Below are 18,570 nucleotides of genomic sequence, written 5' to 3' on the forward strand. Positions count from 1 at the left end.
ACGTTCATTGGGCTTCGATCCCCGAGGCCTTCACCAGGGCGCCGTACTTCTCGGTTTCCGCCTGCAGGAAGCTGACAGCGTCGATGTCCGGCGCGGCCAGGTCGCCACCGGCCGTGGCGAACTTCTGACCGAACGTGTCGTCCTGGACGATGTCCTTGAGCGCGGCGCGCAGCGTCTCGGCCACAGGCTCGGGTACGCCGCTCGGGGCATACAGCCCGAACCAGATGTTGATGTCCACGTCCTCGAACCCCGGCGTTTCGGCCAGTGCGGGGATCTCGGGCGCGATGGGCGAGCGCTTGGCTTCGGTCACGCCCAGCGCCACGATGTTGCCGTTGCGCGCCGGTGGCAGGCCGGACGAGAGTACCAGCATGCCGAAGGTGAGCTGCCCGCCCATGAGGTCCGTCACCAGGGGGGCGACGCCGCGATACGGCACGTGCGTGGCTTCGGTCTCGGTGGACGCATTGATCATCTCGCCCGCCAGGTGCAGCGTGGTGCCCACCCCGGACGACCCGAAGTGATACGTGCCGGGTGCGGCAGACCGCAGTTTCTCCAGATACTCGGCTGCGGTGCTCACCCCGGCGTTCTTGGACGCTGCCAGCAGCATGGGCTGCGAGCCGATGATGCCCAGCGAGGCGAAGTCACGTGCGCTGTCATAGTTGACGGCGTTGTTGATCATGCTCGCCACCACGATCTCGTTGGTCGAGCCCAGCAGCAGGGTGTAGCCGTCGGCCTTGGCCCGCGCCACACGCTGTGCGCCGATCGAGCCGCCCGCGCCGCCGACGTTCTCGACCATGACGTTCTGGCCCAGTCGTTCGGTGAGCGCCTCGGCAAAGAGGCGTGCCGTGAGGTCCACGCTGCCCCCGGCGGGGTAGCCCACGACCAGACTGATCGGTCGGGTGGGGTAGGCATCGGCCGCGTGGGCGAGCGGCAGGCTCGTCAGGGCAAACGCCCCACAGGCAAGCACGCCGAGTCGGTGCGACGTCGGGAAAAGGGTCATGACAGGCTCCTGGAATGCGTGGCGGCCAAACGCGCCAGATGCCCGCATTGTGCGCATCGAGCCCGGATCTACCCGTGCCGAATCGGCACATCGCCGTGCGGATTCGGCACATTGCACCACGCCAGCGCGTGCTGGCTGGACCGTGGCTCTCGATGCACCACGATCGGGCGTGGACTCAGTGGCCGGACTCGGTCAGTGCCCACGCGGCTTCGGCCACGTCCGATAGGCGCTGGCGGCTGCGATACATCCGCACTTCGAAGACGATCTCATCGCCACGTCCGCCCAGGACGGCCAGCGCACCGCGCCGGCAATCGCCCGCCACCATGGACCAGGGCAGCCAGGCCACGCCCAGGCCCTTGAGCGCCGCGCCGTGAGCGGCATCCGGCGAATCACAGCGCAGAAAGGGCCGCAGGGCATAGGCACGCGCCTCCAGGCGATCGCCCAGGATGCGTTCGAGGGCCAGGCCGCCCACGTAGGCAATGAGCGGCGCCGCCGGGCTGTCGCTCAGGCCGAAGCGTGGCCGGCCGCGGCGATCGACCTGGCTCACCGGTACCAGCTTGTCGGCGGCCAACGTCAGGTAGCGGTAGCGCGCTGGGCTCAGCAGTTCCGTGATGGCCGAATGCGCGTAGGCGCACAGCAGGTCCGTCTTGCCGCCTTCGAGCAGGGCGGCCAAGTCGTTCACGCGTCCGGTGGTGAGGTCCACCTGGCTGTTGGGCGCCAGCACCGGCCGCGGCTTGCGGCGCAGGCGCACGATCCAGTCCGCCACCAGCGTACGTGCCAGGCTGCGCCCGGTGGCCACCCGCAATACCGGGTCTGCGGCCGGGCCGGTGCTGCGCAGGCGATGTCGCACCTGCTCCATCTGTTCGAGCATCTGGCTGCCGGTGCGCAGCAAGGCTTCGCCTTGGGGCGTGAGGCGAACCGGGATGCGCTGACGCTCGACCAGGGGCGCGCCGGCCCAGGATTCCAGCGCCTTGATGCGGCGCCCGAAGGCGGGATGGGTGACGTGCCGGCGTTCGGCCGCGCGCACGAAACTGCCCGTCTGCTCGAGCGCGACGAGATCTTCCAGAAGCTTGAGATCGACCATGGGCGGGCAGCGTGGCAAGGCGCGGGCGCGGAGGGCCAATTATCCCACCGCGCCCCCATGGCGCGGCCCCTAGCTGCCGATGCGCACCGGCACCAACAGCGACTGCAACGCCGCCACGATGCTCTGCGCCGTGATGAGGCTGGTCTTGGGGTTGTCCGGGCTGGGCAGGTTGCTCACCTGCATGCGCACGCTTGCGGTGTCGCTCTCCAGCTCGACTTCGTGCGTGTTGCGCGTCACGGCCGGATCGGACCAGATCTCCACCTGCGTGCGCTCGCCGCCGATGCCCGCCAGGGCGACGGCCGCGGCCACGTTGACGTTGCGTGGGTAGGCGCGCACGGCGTCCAGGGCGTTGCCTTCGAAGAGGCAAGTGGCCACGTCGGCCGGCACGTCGGCGCCGAGCGATGCGGGCGGCTTGCGCGTGCGAACAGTGACACTGTCGATGCGACCCAGCGCCGCTGCGCGGATCACGTCCAGACCCAGGATGGCGCCGGTGGGCGCCAGGATGCGGGCATTGGGTGAGCGCGCCTGCGCCTGAAGCTCGGGCGCCAACAGCAGCGCCGTAATGCTGGCCACGACGATGCTGCGGTTTGCGGCGAGCGTGGCATCGATGAGGGACGGCGCAGCGTCGGGCGTCAGGCACTCCACGACGATGTCCACGGCATCTGGCAACGTTGCCAATGACACGGCTTCGACATGGGGGAGACCAAGGGCAGCGAGCCTCTCGCGCGTGCCGCCGACGTCACGGCCGGACGCCGCGGCCAGATGCAGCCCGGGCAGGCCGGACGCCAGCAGTCGGGCGACGCCCGCGCCAAGATTGCCGAGGCCGGCGATGCCGATACGCAAAGCGGGAAGGGTGTCAGGCATCGTTGGTGACGAGATGGCGAATGTCTTTCATGGCGTCTATCGTACCTTCGCCGATGTAGGATCGCTGGAATTGCTCTTTCTTTGCTTCGCGAGACCTGAACCATGAAATACATTCGATTCGGCGCAGCCGGTGAAGAGCGCCCCGGCCTCATTGCGCCGGACGGCAGCCTGCGTGACCTGTCTGCACGCGTGGCCGACATCACGCCACACACGTTGGCCGACGGCAGCCTCGTGGCCGCGGCTGCCGACTGGGCTGACCTGCCCACGGTGGGTGGCGAACCACGCCTGGGCCCGCCACTGTCGCAGCCCGGAAAATTCCTGGGCATCGGCCTGAACTACGCGGATCACGCGGCCGAGGCCGGCCTGCCCGTGCCTACCGAGCCTATCGTGTTCTTCAAGGCCGACACCAGCATCTGCGGGCCGACGGATGACGTCATCCTGCCGGCCGGGTGCGAGGCGCTGGACTGGGAGGTGGAACTGGGCGTGGTGATCGGCCGCGAGGCGCGCAACGTCAGTGTTGAGCAGGCGCGCGATCTCATCTTCGGCTATCTCGTCGTCAATGACGTGTCCGAGCGCGACTGGCAGATGCACCGCAGCGGCACGCAGTGGACGAAGGGCAAGAGCCACGACACGTTCGGCCCGCTGGGCCCGTGGCTGGTGAGCGCCGATGACGTGCCGGATCCGGGCGCGCTGGACTTGTGGTTGAAGGTCAATGGCGAAGTCATGCAGCGGGGCAACACGCGCACCATGATCTTCGACGTGGCGCAGATCGTGGCGGACCTCTCGCGCTATCTTCGGCTGATGCCGGGCGATATCATCACGACAGGCACCCCGCCCGGGGTCGGCATGGGCATGAAGCCACCGCGCTACCTGCGGCGCGGTGACGTGATGGAATTGTCGGTGCAGGGGTTGGGGGTGCAGCGTCAGCGCGTGATCTGAATCATTGCGCATCTCGTGGCCGCAGCCCGCCAAGGGCAGCCCCCAGGCGCCACCTCGGGATGCGTGCCTGTCTCATCCCGGAGTCCTGCTGTGTCCTTGCGTGTCATCCCTGCCGATCTGTCCCAGTCTGCGCATGCGCAGGCCCTCGTCGACCTTCTGGATGCCTATGCGCGCGATCCGATGGGCGGAGGCGAGCCTTTGTCGGCGGACACCCGGGCGCGCCTGCCGGCTGCGCTGAACGGGCGTCCTGGCGCGCATGTTCTCATCGCTTACCGAGATGACGTGCCCGTCGGCCTGCTCAATGCCTTCGAGGGCTTCTCGACATTTGCCTGCCAACCCATCCTCAACATCCATGACCTCGCGGTGCTGGCCGAGCATCGCGGTCACGGGGTGTCGCGTGCGCTCATGCAGGCTGCCGAAGTGCTGGCCCGCGAGATTGGCGCCTGCAAGCTCACGCTCGAAGTGCTCTCGGGCAATACGATCGCCCAGGCAGCCTACGCACGATTCGGCTTTGCGCAGTACACGTTGGACCCGGCCCAGGGCACGGCGCAGTTCTGGCAGAAGCTGTTGCCGGCCGGCTGAGGCCCTTCAGCGCTCAGCCCGCCAGCCGGTGCAGCTGCACCGGCACCGGGTACTGCTTGCCATCGAACTGCAGCGTCTCGGTCTCGGTGCGGTGTTTCTGCGTACGCGTCATGCAGTCCTGCCCCTTGGGCTTGTTCACGTTCGTCTCGGATTCGCTGCGCAGCACAATGTCCTGCATGCCGCGCGTGGCCGTGGGCGCCATCGAGAGCGTCACCGACATGCTGTGGAATTCGCCTGCGCAGTTGGTGTCCCATTCGCCGTATTCCGCGTTGACCACGAGATCGCTCATGACGAGGCGTAGCGGCCCCGTGTCACCGCGGGGGCGGTCAAAAAGATACAGCGTGGTCTCCGATGCCGGGTTGGCACGCGAGTTGTTTTCGCGTGTCACGCGCACGCCAAAGGCGCGGTTGTTCTGCGAGACGTTGTAGCGCGCGGTGTCGATCGTGATGTCGCGCAGCATCATCGCGTCGTCGGACGCCGCATCGGCCAGGCGATAGAACTGTCGCCGTTCGCTGGTGGCCGCATCCACCACCAGCACGTCGAGATCCGCCTTGTGCTCGACGTCGCTGTCCACGCTCGGGTCCAGCAGGGGCACGACCACCAGCAGGAGGTCATCGCGCGCGGGCCACGGCTTGCAGGTGACGACATGCGCGTTGTAGCTGTCCGGGCCGTCGCGGGCGATGTCCAGCACGCGATTGTCCGAGACGCGGTAGCGGTCGTTCTCGGGGTGATCCGCCGGCGAGGGCAGGGGCGACAGACCGGCGTAGGTGGCCTGCACGATCGGAAGCAGCGGGCCGCAGTCTGCCGCGGCAAAGGCCGAGGGGCTGGCGAGGGCGAGCGTGGCGGCGAGGGCGCAGATCAGAGGGCGTACGGCGGTCATGGTGGACAGGCGAGGTGACGGTGCGGGCGATCTTACACCGGGGCGGCCGCCTGTCAGGTGCCACGCGGGGCGCCGCGAGGCTCGCTCGGGTGATATCGGTTTGCTATGGCCCGCCACGCAACCGGTATTGGACCGCTCTCGGGCCGCCCACTAGGATGCCTTTGGACACGACGTCCACCGCGAAGGTGCCGTGAGAGCGCCACGCGCCATCGCCCGGCTGGCCTGCCGGGCGCAGCCAGGAGACCGGCATGACCTTCCCCCCGTTGCAACGCATTGCCCTCGTCGGCCTGTTGGCCGCGTTGGGCGCTTCTCCTGTCAGTGCCACCGAGTCCTGGCCCGCCAAGCCGGTGACGATCGTGGTGTCGTTCGTGCCCGGCGGGGCGACGGATCTCGTGGGCCGCATCCTGGCCGAAGGCCTGGGCAAGCGCCTGGGCCAGCCGGTCGTGGTCGCCAACCGCCCGGGCGCTGGCGGGCAGGTGGGCACGGAATACGTCGCCACACAGCCGGCCGATGGCTACACCTTGCTGATCAGTGCCACAGGGCACGTCATGGCGCCGACCCTGCAGCGCAACGTGCAGTACGAGCCGGTGGGCAGCTTCGCGCCGATCTCGCTGCTCATCACCATGCCGAATCTGCTGGTGGTGAACCCGGCCTTGCCGCCGCAGGATCTCGCGCAGTTCCTGGCCTGGGGCAAGCAGCAGCCCAGCATCTCGTATGGTTCGGCCGGCACGGGCGGTGCCACGCACCTGTCGGGCGAAATGTTCCGACATCGCACTGGCCTGGCGATGTCGCACGTGCCCTACAAGGGCAATGGACCGTCCATGGTGGACGTGATGGCCGGCCACATCCCGGCGGCCTTCGTCGATACGGTGAGCGTGGGCGATCTGGTGCACACCGGCAAGGTGAGGGCGGTGGCAGTGACCAGTGCGCAGCGCAGCAAGCTGTATCCCGACGTGGCCACGGTGGCCGAGTCGGGCTATCCGGGCTACGACCTGCAGAACTGGGTAGGCCTCTACGCGCCGGCCGGCACGCCGCCCGCGATCGTCACCCGGCTCAACCAGGAGGTCAATGCGATCATGGGCGCGCCCGAGACGGTGGCACGCCTGGAGAAGCTCGGCGCCGACAGCACGAACGGCCTGGACGCCGCGCAGTTCCGCCAGTTCGTGCTGGACGAAGTCGGCAAGTGGCGCGAGACGGTGAGGGTGACGGGCGTGACCGTCGAGAACTGACAGGCACGCGGGGGAACGGGCAAGCCGCGCGTGCGCAGCCTGCCCCACCAGACTCAGTCTTCCCGGCGCAGATGTGGAAAGAGGATCACATCGCGGATGCTCGGGCTGTCGGTGAGCAGCATCACCAGGCGATCCAGGCCGATGCCGCAGCCGCCCGTGGGGGGCATGCCGTATTCCAGGGCACGGATGTAGTCCGCGTCGTAGAACATGGCTTCCTCGTCGCCCGCATCCTTGGCGGCGACCTGCGCCTGGAAGCGCTCGGCCTGGTCTTCCGGATCGTTGAGCTCGGAGAAGCCGTTGGCCAGCTCGCGGCCCACCATGAAGAGCTCGAAGCGCTCGGTGATGCCGGGCTGGGTGTCCGATGCCCGCGCGAGCGGCGAGACTTCCACGGGGTAGTCGATGATGAAGGTCGGCTCCCACAGCTGCGACTCGGCGGTTTCCTCGAAGAGCGCGAGTTGCAGGGCGCCCACGCCGGCATTGGCGAGCGGGGCGGCCGTCACGTCCACGCCGCGCTTCTTCAGTTCGGCGCGCAGCACGTCCACGTCGTCCAGCAGCGATTGCGTGAACTGCGGGGCGTACTTCAGGATCGCTTCGCAGATCGTCAGGCGATGGAAGGGCTTGGACAGGTCCAGCTCGCGGCCCTGGTAGGTCAGCACGGCGCTGCCCGTGGCGGCAATGGCCGTTTCGCGCAGCAGCGTTTCGGTGAAGTCCATCAGCCAGCGGTAATCCACGTAGGCCGCGTAGAACTCCATCATCGTGAATTCGGGGTTGTGCCGCGGGCTCACGCCTTCGTTACGGAAGCTGCGGTTGATCTCGAACACCCGCTCGAAGCCGCCCACGATGAGGCGCTTCAGATACAGCTCGGGCGCGATGCGCAGGAACATCTGCATGTCCAGCGCATTGTGATGCGTGACGAAGGGCTTGGCCGCGGCGCCCCCCGGAATGGGGTGCAGCATGGGCGTCTCGACTTCCAGGAAGCCCGCGTCCGTCATCAGCTGGCGCACGGTGGACATCGCCTTGCTGCGCGCCTGGAAGGTGCGGCGCGTGTCTTCGGTCATGACCAGATCGACGTAGCGCTGGCGATAGCGCAGCTCCGTGTCGGCCACGCCATGGAACTTGTCCGGCAGGGGGCGCAGCGACTTGGACAGCAGACGCACGCTGGACGCCTTGATGGAGAGCTCGCCCTTGTTCGTCTTGAAGACGGTGCCTTCGACGGCGACGATGTCGCCGATGTCCCACTGTTTGAAGGCCGCGTAGGGCTCGTCGCCCAGCACGCCGCGATCCAGGTAGACCTGGATGCGGCCGGTGCCGTCCTGCAGCGTGGCAAAGCTCGCCTTGCCCATGATGCGCTTCAACATCATGCGTCCGGCCACGCTCGCGCCGATGGCCTCGGCCTCGAGCGCTTCCTGCGGTTTCTCGCCGTGCTCGGCATGCAGCCCAGCGGCGCGGGCGGAGGGCGTGAAATCGTTCGGGAAGGCGGGGCCCGCCTCACGCAGCTTGGCGAGTTTGCTGCGCCGTTCGGCGATCAGGCGGTTCTCGTCGAGCGGCGCGGACGGCGCGGAAGTGTCGGTCATGATGCGAGGCTGAGAATCAATAGTGGCGGATGTCGTCGACGTCGGTGGCACCGAAGTCGTCCCGCTCGAGGTAAGTGAGAATGCGGCTGGCCACGTCAGCGGGCGCAGCGAGCTGGCCTTCGGCGTGGAGGGTCTGGAATCGCGTCAGCGAGGGGAAATCCTCGGCCGGCGTGGCGCGGATCTGTTCCTGCATGGCGGTGTCCACCACGCCCGGGGCGAGCGAGACGATACGCGCGCCCTGCTGGCCCTGTTCGGCCTTCACGGCACGCGCATGCATGTCCAGCGCCGCCTTGGAGGCGCAGTACACGCTCCAGCCCGACACCGGATTGCGCCCGGCACCGGAGGAGATGTGCAGGATGCGCCGGTTCGCCGTGAGCCCGCGCGTGGCGTGCAGGAAGTGGCCGGTGAACACCATGGCCGCAGTCACGTTCAGGTTCAGCGCGGCGGCGATGGCGTCGGCCTGCTGCAGGCCCACGGGGCCGACCGGCCCCAATGTGCCTGCATTGTTGATGAGGAGATAACGCTGCGCGTTGCGCGGCATGCCGGCAAACACGCGGGTGGCGGCTGCCTGGGCGCTGGCCGGGTGGGCCAGGTCGACCGTGTGCTCGTCCAGCGTGCAGCCGTGTGAGAGCGCGTGGCGGGCGAGATCCGGGTGCAGATTGCGCGCGAGCGTGATGAGGTGCGTGCCCTCACGCGCCAGACCGAAGGCCAGCGCCGCGCCCAGGCCGCGCGAGGCCCCCGTCAGAATCGCCACCGTGTGCGTCATCCGCTCAGACTCCTTGCTTCAGGCTGGCCTGGATGAACGGATCGAGATCGCCGTCCAGGACTTTCTGGGTGTTCGAGATTTCCACGTTGGTGCGCAGATCCTTGATGCGGCTCTGGTCCAGCACGTAGGAGCGGATCTGGTGGCCCCAGCCCACATCGGTCTTGGAATCTTCCAGCTGCTGCTGCTGGGCCATGCGCTCGCGCATTTCCTTCTCATAGAGCTTGGAGCGCAGCATGGCCATGGCTTCGGCGCGGTTGCGGTGCTGCGAACGATCGTTCTGGCACTGCACGACGATGCCCGAGGGCACGTGGGTGATCCGCACGGCCGAATCGGTCTTGTTGATGTGCTGACCGCCCGCGCCGCTCGCGCGGTAGGTGTCGATGCGCAGATCCGCCGGGTTGACCTCGATTTCCACCGTGTCGTCCACTTCCGGATACACGAAGAGGCTCGCGAAGGACGTGTGGCGGCCGCCCGACGAATCGAAGGGGCTCTTGCGCACCAGGCGGTGCACGCCGGTTTCCGAGCGCAGGTAGCCGTAGGCGTACTCGCCCTCGACCTTGATGGTGGCCGACTTGAGCCCGGCGATTTCGCCTTCGGACTCTTCCAGCACTTCCGTCTTGAAGCCCTTGCGCTCGCAATACTTCAGGTACTGGCGCAGCAGCATGGACGCCCAGTCCTGGGCCTCGGTGCCGCCGGCGCCGGCCTGGATGTCGATGAAGCAGTTGAGCGGATCGGCCGGGTTGGAAAACATCCGGCGGAATTCCAGCCCTTCCAGGCGCGCCTGGAAAGCGTCGGCATCGGCCTCGATGGCTTCGAGGGTGGCATCGTCGTCATCGGAGGACGCGAGCTCGAAGAGCTCCAGCGAATCCCCGAGGCCCTGGCCGAGTTCGGTCAGGGTGACGACGACTTCCTCGAGCGCCTTCTTCTCGCGGCCGAGATCCTGCGCATGCTTGGGATCGTTCCAGACCGCGGGATCTTCTAGTTCAGCGTTGACGACGTGCAGGCGTTCCGTTTTGCCAGCGTAGTCAAAGATAGCTCCGAAGAGACCTTTCGCGCTCGATGTAGTCGTTCAGGCGGGCGGCGAGTAGGTTCTGGCGTTCGGCTTCCATGGCGATTCCTGTGCGGAGCACGGCGCGCGCAAGGCGCACCGCCTCATTGATTCGGGCCACACGAGACGTACGGCCGCTTCACGATTCGGGTCAACCGAACATTTTACCTCGCGCGCGTGCAGAGGCTTGAGGCGAGGGGGCGAGCGTTAGAATTCCGACATGGGCGGCACGTCGCATGCCGCCTCATCAGGCTAATGTCGCCGTACACCCCCACCGTCATCCATTCCCCGTCATGTCCCTGCGTCCCCTCCTGATCCTCCAGACCGGCAATCCTCCGAAGGCTGTCAGCGCCACGCACGGCGGCTTCGACGCCATGGTGCAGGCGCAGGCCGGGCTTGCGCCCGAGCGCACGACGGTGGTGAAAGTCTATGCAGGCGAGACGCTGGCGGACCCGGCGACGTACGCAGCGGCCATCATCACGGCTCGCCCGCGAACGTGACGGACCGGGACGCCTGGAGCCTGGAGACGGCCGAATGGCTGCGCCGCGCGGTGGCGGCCGATCTGCCTGTGCTCGGCATCTGCTATGGTCACCAGCTGATGGCCGAGGCACTGGGCGGGCAGGTGGGCTTCAATCCGGCCGGCCGCGAAACTGGCACCCAGCAGGTGGAGCGCACGCCCGAGGCGGCGCATGACCCGCTCGCCGCAGCGTTGCCAACGACGTTCCCCGCGCATTTCATCCACGAACAGAGTGTGCTGACGCCGCCGCCCGGTGCCGTGATCCTGGCCCGCAACGGCCACGATGCCCACCAGATGCTGCGTTTCGCGCTGCATGCCTGGGGCGTGCAGTTCCATCCCGAATTCGACGCGCCGATCATGCGCACCTATGTCGACGTGATGGGCGAGCGCCTGGCCGACGAAGGGGCCGACGTCCCGGCGCTCGCGCGTGGCGTGGCGGACACCGAGGCCGCGACGGCCGTGCTGCGCGCCTTCGTGGCGGCCTATGGACGTGAGCCTGCATTGGCCGACAGCGCCGAGTCGAATGACGCCCGTTGAGCGCGCGCAAGCCGCACGCCCCTTGAATCTGCAGCTCAGCCCCGCGGGCTCGGAGGCGGAGATCACCGAGCTCGTGCGCGCCTTCTACGATCGCGTGCGGGCGGACGCCGAGCTCGGGCCGATCTTCGCCGCCCACGTCGACGATTGGGACGCGCACCTCGTGCGGCTGTCGGATTTCTGGTCGTCGCTGCTACGCGGCACCGCGCGCTTCAGCGGCTCGCCCATGCAGAAGCATGCGGCACTGCCCGGCCTCACGGAAGCCTTGTTCCAGCGTTGGCTGAGCCTCTTTCACGACACCTGCGCCGCCTTGCCCAATCGTGTGCTGGCCGAGCGGGCAGAGCTGCTCGCCGGCCGCGTCGCGCGCAGCCTGTGGATGGGGTATCAGCTGCAGCAGGCGCCAGAGGCGCCCGTGCGGGATCTCGGACCGGGCTGATCGCCGAGTCTGGTCCCGGCCGTTCCATCTATCTACTGTCTTTTCACGAGGTACCGCCTGTGTCGTCTCCCTCCGCCCACCTGGTGCGTTTCAGCGCCGGCCCGCAGACCGATCCGGTGGTGCGCAAGCCCAGTCGTCCTGTTTCAGGAGATACGGAGTTCCGCATCACGACGGGCTTCGTGGCCGAGCGCGGCGGCGCCGAGGCTGGCGTGTGGGAAAGCACGGCCGGCGTCTTTCGCGCGGATACGACGGGCTACATCGAATTCGGCTACATCGTCGAAGGCGAGGCGCGTCTCGTCGATCCGGATGGCACCGTGCATGCGCTGCGCATGGGCGACCCTTTCGTGATGCCGGAAGGCTACAAGGGCCACTGGGAAGTGGACCACTTCGTGAAGAAGGTGTTCTTCGTGAGCCCGGTGCCGGCGCAGGCGGAATAGACCTTTACGCCGAGGCAGCGTGGGCCGTCTCACTCACGCCGCTTCGGCGTGCTCCAGCACCAGTTGCACCGACACCATGCCGTTCCAGCTGTTCGACTCCAGCCGGTATGCTGCCTGGATCATCTCCGGCAGGAGTTCAGTGCGGCCGAACCAGATCGCGTCAAAGCGCTGGTGACCGCGCTCCAGCGCGAGCTTCAGGTGCTTGCCGCCCACGAGCCGCTGACCGCGCACGGTGAACGTGTCTGAGAACACGGGTGCCGGAAAGCCTGAGCCCCACACCTCCCGATTCAGCATGCCGGCCACGTCGACATTGGCATAGCCCGATTCGAGCGAGCCGTCCGTCTCGAGCAGCGGCTCGAAACTGTGGCGTCCGGTGAGCTCGCGCACGGCCTCGTCGAAGGCCGGGATGAAGATCGGCAAGTCCAGTTCGGCCAGCGTGAGGCCTGCCGCCATGGCGTGGCCGCCAAATTTCGGGATGAGGCCCGGCTGGCGCTTGGCGACGAGATCCAGGGCGTCGCGCAGATGCACGTCCGGGATGGATCGGCCCGAGCCGCGCAGCTCGCCGTCGCCGGCGGGCGCGAAGGCCAGCGTCGGGCGCCAGAATTTTTCCTTCAGTCGCGAGGCCACCAGGCCCACGACACCCTGGTGCCAGCCCGGGTCGTAGACGCACAGCGTCGCGCGCTCCTGACTCTCGATGCCTTCGCAGGCAGCGAGCGCCTGTTCGCGCATCGTCGCTTCGATGTCGCGGCGCTCGCGGTTCATGCCATCGAGTTCGCGCGCCAGCGCCAGGGCCTCGGCCTCGTCGTCCGTGATGAGGCAACGGATGCCCAGGCCCATGTCGGACAAACGGCCTGCCGCATTGATGCGCGGGCCAAGCGCGAAGCCCAGATCGAACCCGCTCGCGGCGCGCGGCTCGCGGCCAGCGACGGCAAAGAGGGCGCGCACACCGGGCTGCATGAGGCCTTTGCGCATGCGCGCCAGGCCTTGCATGACGAGCAGTCGGTTGTTGGCATCCAGGCGCACCACGTCCGCCACGGTGCCCAGCGCCACCAGGTCGACCAGGGCGTTCAGACGAGGGCCGCCATCGGGGGCATAGACGCCGCGGCGGCGCAACTCGGCGCGCAAGCCCAGCATCAGATAGAAGATCACGCCCACACCGGCCAGGTTCTTGGAGGCGAAGCCGCAGCCCGGCTGGTTCGGGTTCACGATGGCCAGGGCATTCGGCAGGGTGTCGCCCGGCAGGTGGTGATCGGTGATGAGCACCTGCATGCCGGCCGCGCGGGCGGCTTCCACGCCGTCCACGCTGGCGATGCCGTTGTCCACGGTGACGAGCATGTCGGGCTTGCCGGCTGGATGCACGGCGGCCAGGGCCACCACCGCCGGCGACAGGCCATAGCCTGTCTCGAAGCGATTGGGCACGAGGAAGTCGACGGTGGCGCCCATGGCGCGCAGCGCGCGCACGGCCACGGCACACGCGGTGGCGCCGTCGCAATCGTAGTCGGCCACGACCAGCAGGCGATCGCCGCGCGCGATGGCGTCGGCCAGCACGATGGCCGCCTTCTCGCAGTGCGTGAGCTGGGCGGGCGCGAGGAGCGCGCCCCACTCGGCCCGCAGGTGATCCGGGTGCTCCACGCCCCGCGCAGCCCACAGGCGGGCCAGCAGCGGATGGATGCCGGCGCGCAGCAGCGCGTCCAGGGCAGCGGGTTGAGCACGGCGAAGGGTGAGGCGGGGCAAAGGCAAATCAGGACTCCTGGTTCCGCGACGCGGGGCGCGGTGCCCACCAGGCCTGCCAGTCCTGGCGGCGGGTGGGCAGCCAGCGGCGCAGGCCGCGCGGCGGTGTCACGTCAAGCGTGGCGATGCGTTCATCGCCGGTGAGCACGAGGATGAGGCGCTCGGGTTCGCCGCGTGCCAGCGCGGCCTGCAGCGGCGCCAGGCGTTCTGTCTCGAGCCGGGCGAGCGCCTCGAGCCAGGCAGCGAAGTCGCCGCGTCGCGCCGGCGTGTCGAGCGAATCGTCCACGGTGAGTGGCGCCTGGCTCTCAGGGGAGGCGACATCCGCGGCACGCCCGCCCCCGAAGAGCCACAGGCCGTTGACGGGCACGAGCCCGGCAGCCTGGCGCTCGTCATTGACCGGATGATCATGCCAGGCCATCTGCACCAGATTGAGCGCACGCCGCCACGGGCGGGCGGCGGCGCCCTGCGGCCACAGATCCTGGATGTCGGTGCCGCCCACGGCAGCCGGGGTCGGCGCGTAGGGCGTCACGCCGTCCGGCAGGTGGATGCGCACGCGCCCCGTGGAGATCGGCTCCCCGTGGATGCCGATCTCGGCCAGCAGGGGCAGGGCAGTGGCGAGGAGGGCCTCGGCGTGCGCGGGCGTGAGCGCGAGCTCGGCCGGGTCGAAGAGTGTCACGCCCTGCTGGGTCACGCGCAGGTGGGCGATATCCGCAAGCCAGACGGGGGCGTGCGGATCGGGCGCTGCAACCTCGCCCGTCAACAGTGGCCAGCCGGCCCCGAGCGGGGCGTCTGCCGGCGGACGGTAGCCCGCGTGTTGCAGGCGCCACGCCTGGTCGGCCGTGCAGCCGACGTCGGCCAGCGGCACGGCCTGCATCCGCGGGATAGCCGACGCCAGCCAAGCCGCCAGCGTGGGCGCCGCAGCCGGCAGCCGGCGGGCGAGTTCAGTGGCGACGCCGGCGGGCGGCAGGGCATTCGGGAGCAGCAGGATCATGGCCAGCGATTGTAGGCGGGTTCGCCAGCCGGTGCAGGCGGGATGCGCCAAGGCTGGTGACGCGGGCGTCCCCAGCTCGACAGGCAGCGCGAGGGCTCGTCAGGATCCGTGCACGCACGGCCGGACAGCCACCGTCGAATCTGGTCACGATCCGGGCGGCGTTCCCACGGCGCCGTCTGCCATAATGCCGCTCGTGAAAAACCTCTACGAACTCTGGATCGGCTGGCGCTATACGCGAGCCGGCGGCGGGCGCCGGCGTGACCGGTTCCTTTCCTTCATCTCCGCTTCCTCGATGGCCGGCATTGCGCTGGGCGTGGCGGCGCTCATTATCGTGATGTCCGTGATGAACGGCTTCCAGAAAGAGGTGCGCGACCGCATGCTGTCGGTGCTGCCCCACGTGGAAGTCTTTGCCCGTGGCACGAGCGCGCTGGAGCACTGGCAAGAGCTGGCCAGCATCGCCGAGAAGAATCCGGCCGTGCAGGCCGGCGCGCCGTATGTGTCGGCCCAGGCCATGCTCGCACGCGATCAGGTGCTGCGCGGCGTGCAGGTCAACGGCGTCGATCCCAAGGCAGAGCGTGGCGTCTCGGAGATCGCCGACCAGATGGTGCTGGGCACGATCGACGATCTGCAGCCCGGCAACTTCAACATCGTGCTCGGGCAGAACCTGGCCCGTGCGCTGGGTTTGACGGTGGGCTCGCCGGTGCTGGTGATGGCGCCGCAGGGCTCGGTGACGCCCGCAGGCTTCACCCCGCGCATGCGCCAGTTCACGCTGTCGGGCGTATTCCACTCCGGCCACTACGAGTACGATTCCTCGCTCGCCTTCATCAACGTGGACGACGCGGCCAAGCTCTTCCGGGACAGTGCCGTGGGCGGTGTGCGCCTGCGCATCGCGGACATGCTGCGCGCGCCCGAAGTCACGTTGGAACTCGCCGCCGCCTTGCCGCAGGGCCTGCGCGTGTCAGACTGGTCGCAGAACAACCAGACCTGGTTCGCGGCCGTGCAGACCGAAAAGCGCATGATGTTCATCATCCTCGCCTTGATCGTCGCCGTGGCCGCGTTCAACCTGCTGTCCTCGCTCGTGATGGCCGTGAACGACAAGCAGTCGGACATCGCCATCCTGCGCACCCTGGGGGCTTCGCCCCGGTCGGTCGCCTGGATCTTCGTCGTGCAGGGGGCGTTCATCGGCATCATCGGCACGGTGGCGGGCGTGGGGCTCGGCACGCTCATCGCCTACAACATCGATGTGATCGTGCCCTTCATCGAACGCGTCTTCGGCATCGAATTCCTGCCCCAGCAGATCTACTTCATCTCGCAACTGCCGTCCGATCCGCGCAGTGGCGACATCATCACGGTCGGGATCACCGCGCTCGTGCTGGCGCTGGTGGCCACGCTCTATCCCAGCTGGCGCGCGTCGCGCCTGCAACCGGCCGAGGTGCTGCGTCATGACTGATCCCGTTCTCGTCGCCCGCGACATCACCAAGCGCTACACCGAGGGCGGGGCGCCCGTGGACGTGCTGCGCGGTGCCACGCTGACCGTGCGGCCTGGCGAGATGGTCGCCATCGTGGGCGCGTCGGGCTCGGGCAAGAGCACGCTCCTGCACGTGCTGGGGCTGCTCGATGCGCCCACCAGCGGCACCGTGAGCCTGGCAGGCCGCGATGCGGTCGGCCTGTCCGAAGGCACGCGCAGCCAGATGCGCAATCAATACCTGGGCTTCGTCTACCAGTTCCACCACCTGCTCCCCGAATTCACGGCGCTGGACAACGTGGCGATGCCGCTCATCATCCGCCGCATGCCGCGCGCGCAAGCGCGCGAGCAGGCGCGTGAGTTGCTGCAGCAAGTGGGCCTGGGCCACCGCGCGGAACACGCGCCGGGGCAACTGTCGGGGGGGGAGCGTCAGCGCGTGGCCATTGCACGTGCGCTCGTCACCAAGCCGGCCTGCGTGCTGGCCGATGAGCCCACCGGCAACCTGGATCGGCACACGGCACGCGACGTGTTCGCGCTGCTGTGCGAGGTGAATCAGTCGCTCAAGACCGCGTTCGTCATCGTCACCCATGACACGCAACTGGCCGCGCAGGCCCACCGCCAGCTCGCCATGACCGAGGGCGTCCTCGAAGGATAACGACCGTGCTCATCGATACCCATTGCCACCTGGATGCGCCCGAGTTCGCGGCGGACCGCGCGGCAGTGGCCGATGCGGCGCGGGAGGCCGGGGTGGCGGCCATCGTCATCCCCGCCATCGCCCCGATGAACTTCGACACGGTGCGCACGCTCGCCACGCAGGTGCAGGGCGGCGCGTATGCGCTGGGCATCCATCCCTTGTTCGTGAGCGAGGTCCAGGACGACGCGATCGATGTGCTTCGCACGGCCGTGCGCGCGGCCATGGACGACCCGCGCTTCGTCGCCATCGGCGAGATTGGCCTCGACCTCTTCGTGAAGGCGATCGCAAGCGGCGAGGCCCTCGCCCGGCAGGAGCGCTTTCTTGCCGCGCAACTGCGCATCGCCGCGGAGTTCGACCTGCCGGTGCTGCTGCACGTGCGACGCTCGCAGGATCTCGTCTACAAGCACGTACGCCAGGTGCCCGTGGCGGGCGGCATTGCGCATGCCTTCAATGGCAGCGAGCAGCAGGCGGATCGTTTCCTCGCGCAGGGCCTGGCCCTGGGCGTGGGTGGCGCCATGACCTTCACGCGGGCGCTGCAGATCCGGCGTCACGCCGAGCGTGTCGGCCTGGAGCATCTGGTGTTGGAAACCGACGCGCCGGACATCCCGCCTGCGTGGCTCGACGGCGCCCGCCCGCGCAATGCGCCGGGCGAAGTGGCCGGCATTGCGCAGGCCCTGGCCGAGTTGCGTGGGGATACGGTGGAAACCGTGGTGCGCGCGACCGGCGAGACGGCATGCCGGCAATTGCCCCGACTGGCCAGTCTCCTGCAGCAAGGGCAGGGCTGACCACGTGAAAAATCCTCGCCATGGGCATCGTGGCCGAGTGGTTGCGACGCATTCGCAACCGGCATTTTCCCTGCTGGCGGGGATGCGGTATCGTTGCACACCGCGAATCAGTTAGTAATGATTCTCAATTATATCCTTATCACTTCTGGTTATAAAGAATGGCAGCCTTTAATACCGAGCGCGTGCTGAGCGTGCACCATTGGAACGACACGCTGTTCAGCTTCAAGACCACCCGCGACCCGGCGCTGCGCTTCCACAACGGCCACTTCGTGATGATCGGCCTCGAAGTCAACGGCAAGCCGCTGATGCGCGCCTACAGCATCGCCAGCGCCAATTACGAAGAGAATCTTGAATTCCTGAGCATCAAAGTGCAGGACGGCCCGCTCACCTCGCGGCTCCAGCACCTGAAGGAAGGCGACGAGATCCTGGTGAGCCGCAAGCCGGTGGGCACCCTCGTGGCCGACGACCTGAACCCGGGCAAGAATCTCTTCCTTTTCGGCACCGGCACGGGCCTCGCCCCGTTCATGAGCATCGTGAAGGATCCGGAAGTCTATGAGCGCTTCGAGAAGGTCATCCTCGTGCACGGCGTGCGCTGGGTGAGCGAGCTCGCCTATGCCGACTTCCTCCAGGAAGAGCTGCCGGGCAACGAGTTCTTCGGCGATGTCGTGCGCGACAAGCTCGTCTATTACCCGACGGTGACGCGCGAGGAATTCCGCAACCGTGGCCGCATCACCGATCTCATCAAGAGCGGCAAGCTGTGCCAGGACATCGGCCTGCCCGCGCTCAACCCGGAAACGGATCGCGCGATGCTGTGCGGCAGCCCGCACATGCTGGCCGACGTCAGCGCGTTGCTCGACGGCCTGGGTTTCAAGGTGTCGCCCGGCACGGGCCAGCCCGGCGACTACGTCGTCGAGCGCGCGTTCGTCGAGAAGTAATCATGTGTTGCCGGTGGCGTGCAGGTGTGACGCCGCCGTGCTGACGCGAAACTGACATGGTAGTCTCGGCGTCACCGGGCCG

At 68.1% G+C, this 18,570-nt stretch carries 20 protein-coding genes; 11 read left to right on the forward strand and 9 right to left on the reverse strand.

The annotated features are described in order from the left end of the window. Positions 1-4: 4 nt before the first annotated feature. The 3 genes from IMZ29_RS09780 to IMZ29_RS09790 all read right to left on the reverse strand — a co-directional run bounded on the left by IMZ29_RS09780 (position 5) and on the right by IMZ29_RS09790 (position 2,945). Positions 5-997 carry a Bug family tripartite tricarboxylate transporter substrate binding protein gene (locus tag IMZ29_RS09780; protein ID WP_216183218.1) on the reverse strand — a complete coding sequence of 331 codons (993 nt, stop codon included), beginning with the start codon at positions 995-997 and terminating at the stop codon, positions 5-7. Positions 998-1,172: 175 nt separating this feature from the next. Next, on the reverse strand, positions 1,173-2,081 hold the full coding sequence (locus IMZ29_RS09785; RefSeq protein ID WP_216183288.1) for a LysR family transcriptional regulator: 909 nt from the start codon (positions 2,079-2,081) through the stop codon (positions 1,173-1,175). Positions 2,082-2,150: 69 nt separating this feature from the next. Further along, positions 2,151-2,945, reverse strand: coding sequence for an aspartate dehydrogenase domain-containing protein (locus IMZ29_RS09790; protein WP_216183220.1), 795 nt, complete (start codon positions 2,943-2,945; stop codon positions 2,151-2,153). A 102-nt stretch (positions 2,946-3,047) separates the two neighbouring features. Here IMZ29_RS09790 and IMZ29_RS09795 point away from each other — a divergent pair, with 102 nt between their 5' ends. Continuing rightward, on the forward strand, positions 3,048-3,884 hold the full coding sequence (locus tag IMZ29_RS09795) for a fumarylacetoacetate hydrolase family protein (RefSeq protein ID WP_216183222.1): 837 nt from the start codon (positions 3,048-3,050) through the stop codon (positions 3,882-3,884). 90 nt (positions 3,885-3,974) lie between these two features. Continuing rightward, the gene (locus IMZ29_RS09800) at positions 3,975-4,466 is read left to right on the forward strand and encodes a GNAT family N-acetyltransferase (RefSeq protein ID WP_371820198.1); all 492 of its coding nucleotides are present in this window, start codon (positions 3,975-3,977) and stop codon (positions 4,464-4,466) included. A gap of 13 nt (positions 4,467-4,479) precedes the next feature. Here the strand turns inward: IMZ29_RS09800 and IMZ29_RS09805 are convergent, their stop codons facing one another. Continuing rightward, positions 4,480-5,346 (reverse strand): PA3715 family protein, encoded by an 867-nt coding sequence (locus tag IMZ29_RS09805; RefSeq protein WP_216183224.1) that lies wholly within the window; start codon positions 5,344-5,346, stop codon positions 4,480-4,482. A 248-nt stretch (positions 5,347-5,594) separates the two neighbouring features. Between IMZ29_RS09805 and IMZ29_RS09810 the strand changes: the two genes are divergently transcribed. Next, complete coding sequence (locus IMZ29_RS09810) at positions 5,595-6,575, forward strand: Bug family tripartite tricarboxylate transporter substrate binding protein (protein ID WP_216183226.1); 981 nt, start codon at positions 5,595-5,597, stop codon at positions 6,573-6,575. Positions 6,576-6,628: 53 nt separating this feature from the next. Here IMZ29_RS09810 and lysS read toward each other — a convergent pair whose 3' ends face one another. From lysS to prfB, 3 genes are all read right to left on the reverse strand, one after another. After that, entirely contained in the window at positions 6,629-8,149 is a 1,521-nt protein-coding gene (gene lysS, locus IMZ29_RS09815) for a lysine--tRNA ligase (protein ID WP_216183227.1), read from the reverse strand. A 16-nt stretch (positions 8,150-8,165) separates the two neighbouring features. Further along, positions 8,166-8,915: an SDR family oxidoreductase gene (locus IMZ29_RS09820; protein ID WP_216183229.1), complete on the reverse strand. Its 750-nt coding sequence runs from the start codon at positions 8,913-8,915 to the stop codon at positions 8,166-8,168. Between the two features lie 4 nt (positions 8,916-8,919). Then, positions 8,920-10,024 (reverse strand): peptide chain release factor 2 gene (gene prfB, locus IMZ29_RS09825; RefSeq protein WP_216183231.1). Its coding sequence is split into 2 segments (ribosomal slippage): positions 8,920-9,942 and positions 9,944-10,024, totalling 1,104 coding nucleotides; the frame shifts between segments, so codons are not numbered across the junction. Between the two features lie 232 nt (positions 10,025-10,256). On the opposite strand from prfB, the gene IMZ29_RS09830 reads away from it, so the two are divergent. The 4 genes from IMZ29_RS09830 to IMZ29_RS09845 are packed head-to-tail and all read left to right on the forward strand — an operon-like array spanning position 10,257 to position 11,887. Beyond that, on the forward strand, positions 10,257-10,463 hold the full coding sequence (locus IMZ29_RS09830) for a type 1 glutamine amidotransferase family protein (protein ID WP_216183233.1): 207 nt from the start codon (positions 10,257-10,259) through the stop codon (positions 10,461-10,463). After that, on the forward strand, positions 10,460-11,017 hold the full coding sequence (locus tag IMZ29_RS09835; RefSeq protein ID WP_216183235.1) for a glutamine amidotransferase: 558 nt from the start codon (positions 10,460-10,462) through the stop codon (positions 11,015-11,017). The genes IMZ29_RS09830 and IMZ29_RS09835 overlap by 4 nt, the downstream gene beginning before the upstream one ends. Further along, the gene (locus IMZ29_RS09840; protein ID WP_216183237.1) at positions 11,004-11,450 is read left to right on the forward strand and encodes a group III truncated hemoglobin; all 447 of its coding nucleotides are present in this window, start codon (positions 11,004-11,006) and stop codon (positions 11,448-11,450) included. Before IMZ29_RS09835 ends, IMZ29_RS09840 begins: the two co-directional genes overlap by 14 nt. 59 nt (positions 11,451-11,509) lie before the next feature. Then, positions 11,510-11,887: a cupin domain-containing protein gene (locus IMZ29_RS09845; RefSeq protein ID WP_216183239.1), complete on the forward strand. Its 378-nt coding sequence runs from the start codon at positions 11,510-11,512 to the stop codon at positions 11,885-11,887. 33 nt (positions 11,888-11,920) lie between these two features. On the opposite strand, the gene recJ is transcribed toward IMZ29_RS09845, so the two are convergent. Both recJ and IMZ29_RS09855 read right to left on the reverse strand, forming a co-directional pair. Then, a complete protein-coding gene (gene recJ / locus IMZ29_RS09850) occupies positions 11,921-13,627 on the reverse strand; it encodes a single-stranded-DNA-specific exonuclease RecJ (RefSeq protein ID WP_216183241.1) in 1,707 nt (568 codons plus the stop codon). Between the two features lies 1 nt (position 13,628). Next, the gene (locus tag IMZ29_RS09855) at positions 13,629-14,609 is read right to left on the reverse strand and encodes a hypothetical protein (RefSeq protein ID WP_216183243.1); all 981 of its coding nucleotides are present in this window, start codon (positions 14,607-14,609) and stop codon (positions 13,629-13,631) included. 184 nt (positions 14,610-14,793) lie between these two features. On the opposite strand from IMZ29_RS09855, the gene IMZ29_RS09860 reads away from it, so the two are divergent. The 4 genes from IMZ29_RS09860 (at position 14,794) to IMZ29_RS09875 (ending at position 18,488) form a co-directional block, all read left to right on the forward strand. Next, a complete protein-coding gene (locus IMZ29_RS09860; RefSeq protein ID WP_216183245.1) occupies positions 14,794-16,059 on the forward strand; it encodes a lipoprotein-releasing ABC transporter permease subunit in 1,266 nt (421 codons plus the stop codon). Next, positions 16,052-16,729 carry a lipoprotein-releasing ABC transporter ATP-binding protein LolD gene (gene lolD / locus IMZ29_RS09865; protein ID WP_216183246.1) on the forward strand — a complete coding sequence of 226 codons (678 nt, stop codon included), beginning with the start codon at positions 16,052-16,054 and terminating at the stop codon, positions 16,727-16,729. Before IMZ29_RS09860 ends, lolD begins: the two co-directional genes overlap by 8 nt. 5 nt (positions 16,730-16,734) lie before the next feature. Beyond that, positions 16,735-17,553 (forward strand): TatD family hydrolase, encoded by an 819-nt coding sequence (locus IMZ29_RS09870; RefSeq protein WP_216183248.1) that lies wholly within the window; start codon positions 16,735-16,737, stop codon positions 17,551-17,553. Between the two features lie 158 nt (positions 17,554-17,711). Then, a complete protein-coding gene (locus IMZ29_RS09875; RefSeq protein WP_216183250.1) occupies positions 17,712-18,488 on the forward strand; it encodes a ferredoxin--NADP reductase in 777 nt (258 codons plus the stop codon). Positions 18,489-18,570: the final 82 nt, after the last annotated feature.

The sequence above is a fragment of the Verticiella alkaliphila genome (genome assembly GCF_018904615.1).
Lineage (GTDB): Bacteria > Pseudomonadota > Gammaproteobacteria > Burkholderiales > Burkholderiaceae_B > Verticiella > Verticiella alkaliphila.

What these genes read in the sequence shown, in the direction of transcription:
- IMZ29_RS09780 (WP_216183218.1), bottom strand. Translation starts at nt 997, where the DNA reads ATGACCCTTTTCCCGACGTCGCACCGACTCGGCGTGCTTGCCTGTGGG.
- IMZ29_RS09785 (WP_216183288.1), bottom strand. Translation starts at nt 2,081, where the DNA reads ATGGTCGATCTCAAGCTTCTGGAAGATCTCGTCGCGCTCGAGCAGACG.
- IMZ29_RS09790 (WP_216183220.1), bottom strand. Translation starts at nt 2,945, where the DNA reads ATGCCTGACACCCTTCCCGCTTTGCGTATCGGCATCGCCGGCCTCGGC.
- IMZ29_RS09795 (WP_216183222.1), top strand. Translation starts at nt 3,048, where the DNA reads ATGAAATACATTCGATTCGGCGCAGCCGGTGAAGAGCGCCCCGGCCTC.
- IMZ29_RS09805 (WP_216183224.1), bottom strand. Translation starts at nt 5,346, where the DNA reads ATGACCGCCGTACGCCCTCTGATCTGCGCCCTCGCCGCCACGCTCGCC.
- IMZ29_RS09810 (WP_216183226.1), top strand. Translation starts at nt 5,595, where the DNA reads ATGACCTTCCCCCCGTTGCAACGCATTGCCCTCGTCGGCCTGTTGGCC.
- lysS (WP_216183227.1), bottom strand. Translation starts at nt 8,149, where the DNA reads ATGACCGACACTTCCGCGCCGTCCGCGCCGCTCGACGAGAACCGCCTG.
- IMZ29_RS09820 (WP_216183229.1), bottom strand. Translation starts at nt 8,915, where the DNA reads ATGACGCACACGGTGGCGATTCTGACGGGGGCCTCGCGCGGCCTGGGC.
- IMZ29_RS09830 (WP_216183233.1), top strand. Translation starts at nt 10,257, where the DNA reads ATGTCCCTGCGTCCCCTCCTGATCCTCCAGACCGGCAATCCTCCGAAG.
- IMZ29_RS09840 (WP_216183237.1), top strand. Translation starts at nt 11,004, where the DNA reads ATGACGCCCGTTGAGCGCGCGCAAGCCGCACGCCCCTTGAATCTGCAG.
- IMZ29_RS09855 (WP_216183243.1), bottom strand. Translation starts at nt 14,609, where the DNA reads ATGATCCTGCTGCTCCCGAATGCCCTGCCGCCCGCCGGCGTCGCCACT.
- IMZ29_RS09860 (WP_216183245.1), top strand. Translation starts at nt 14,794, where the DNA reads ATGCCGCTCGTGAAAAACCTCTACGAACTCTGGATCGGCTGGCGCTAT.
- lolD (WP_216183246.1), top strand. Translation starts at nt 16,052, where the DNA reads ATGACTGATCCCGTTCTCGTCGCCCGCGACATCACCAAGCGCTACACC.
- IMZ29_RS09875 (WP_216183250.1), top strand. Translation starts at nt 17,712, where the DNA reads ATGGCAGCCTTTAATACCGAGCGCGTGCTGAGCGTGCACCATTGGAAC.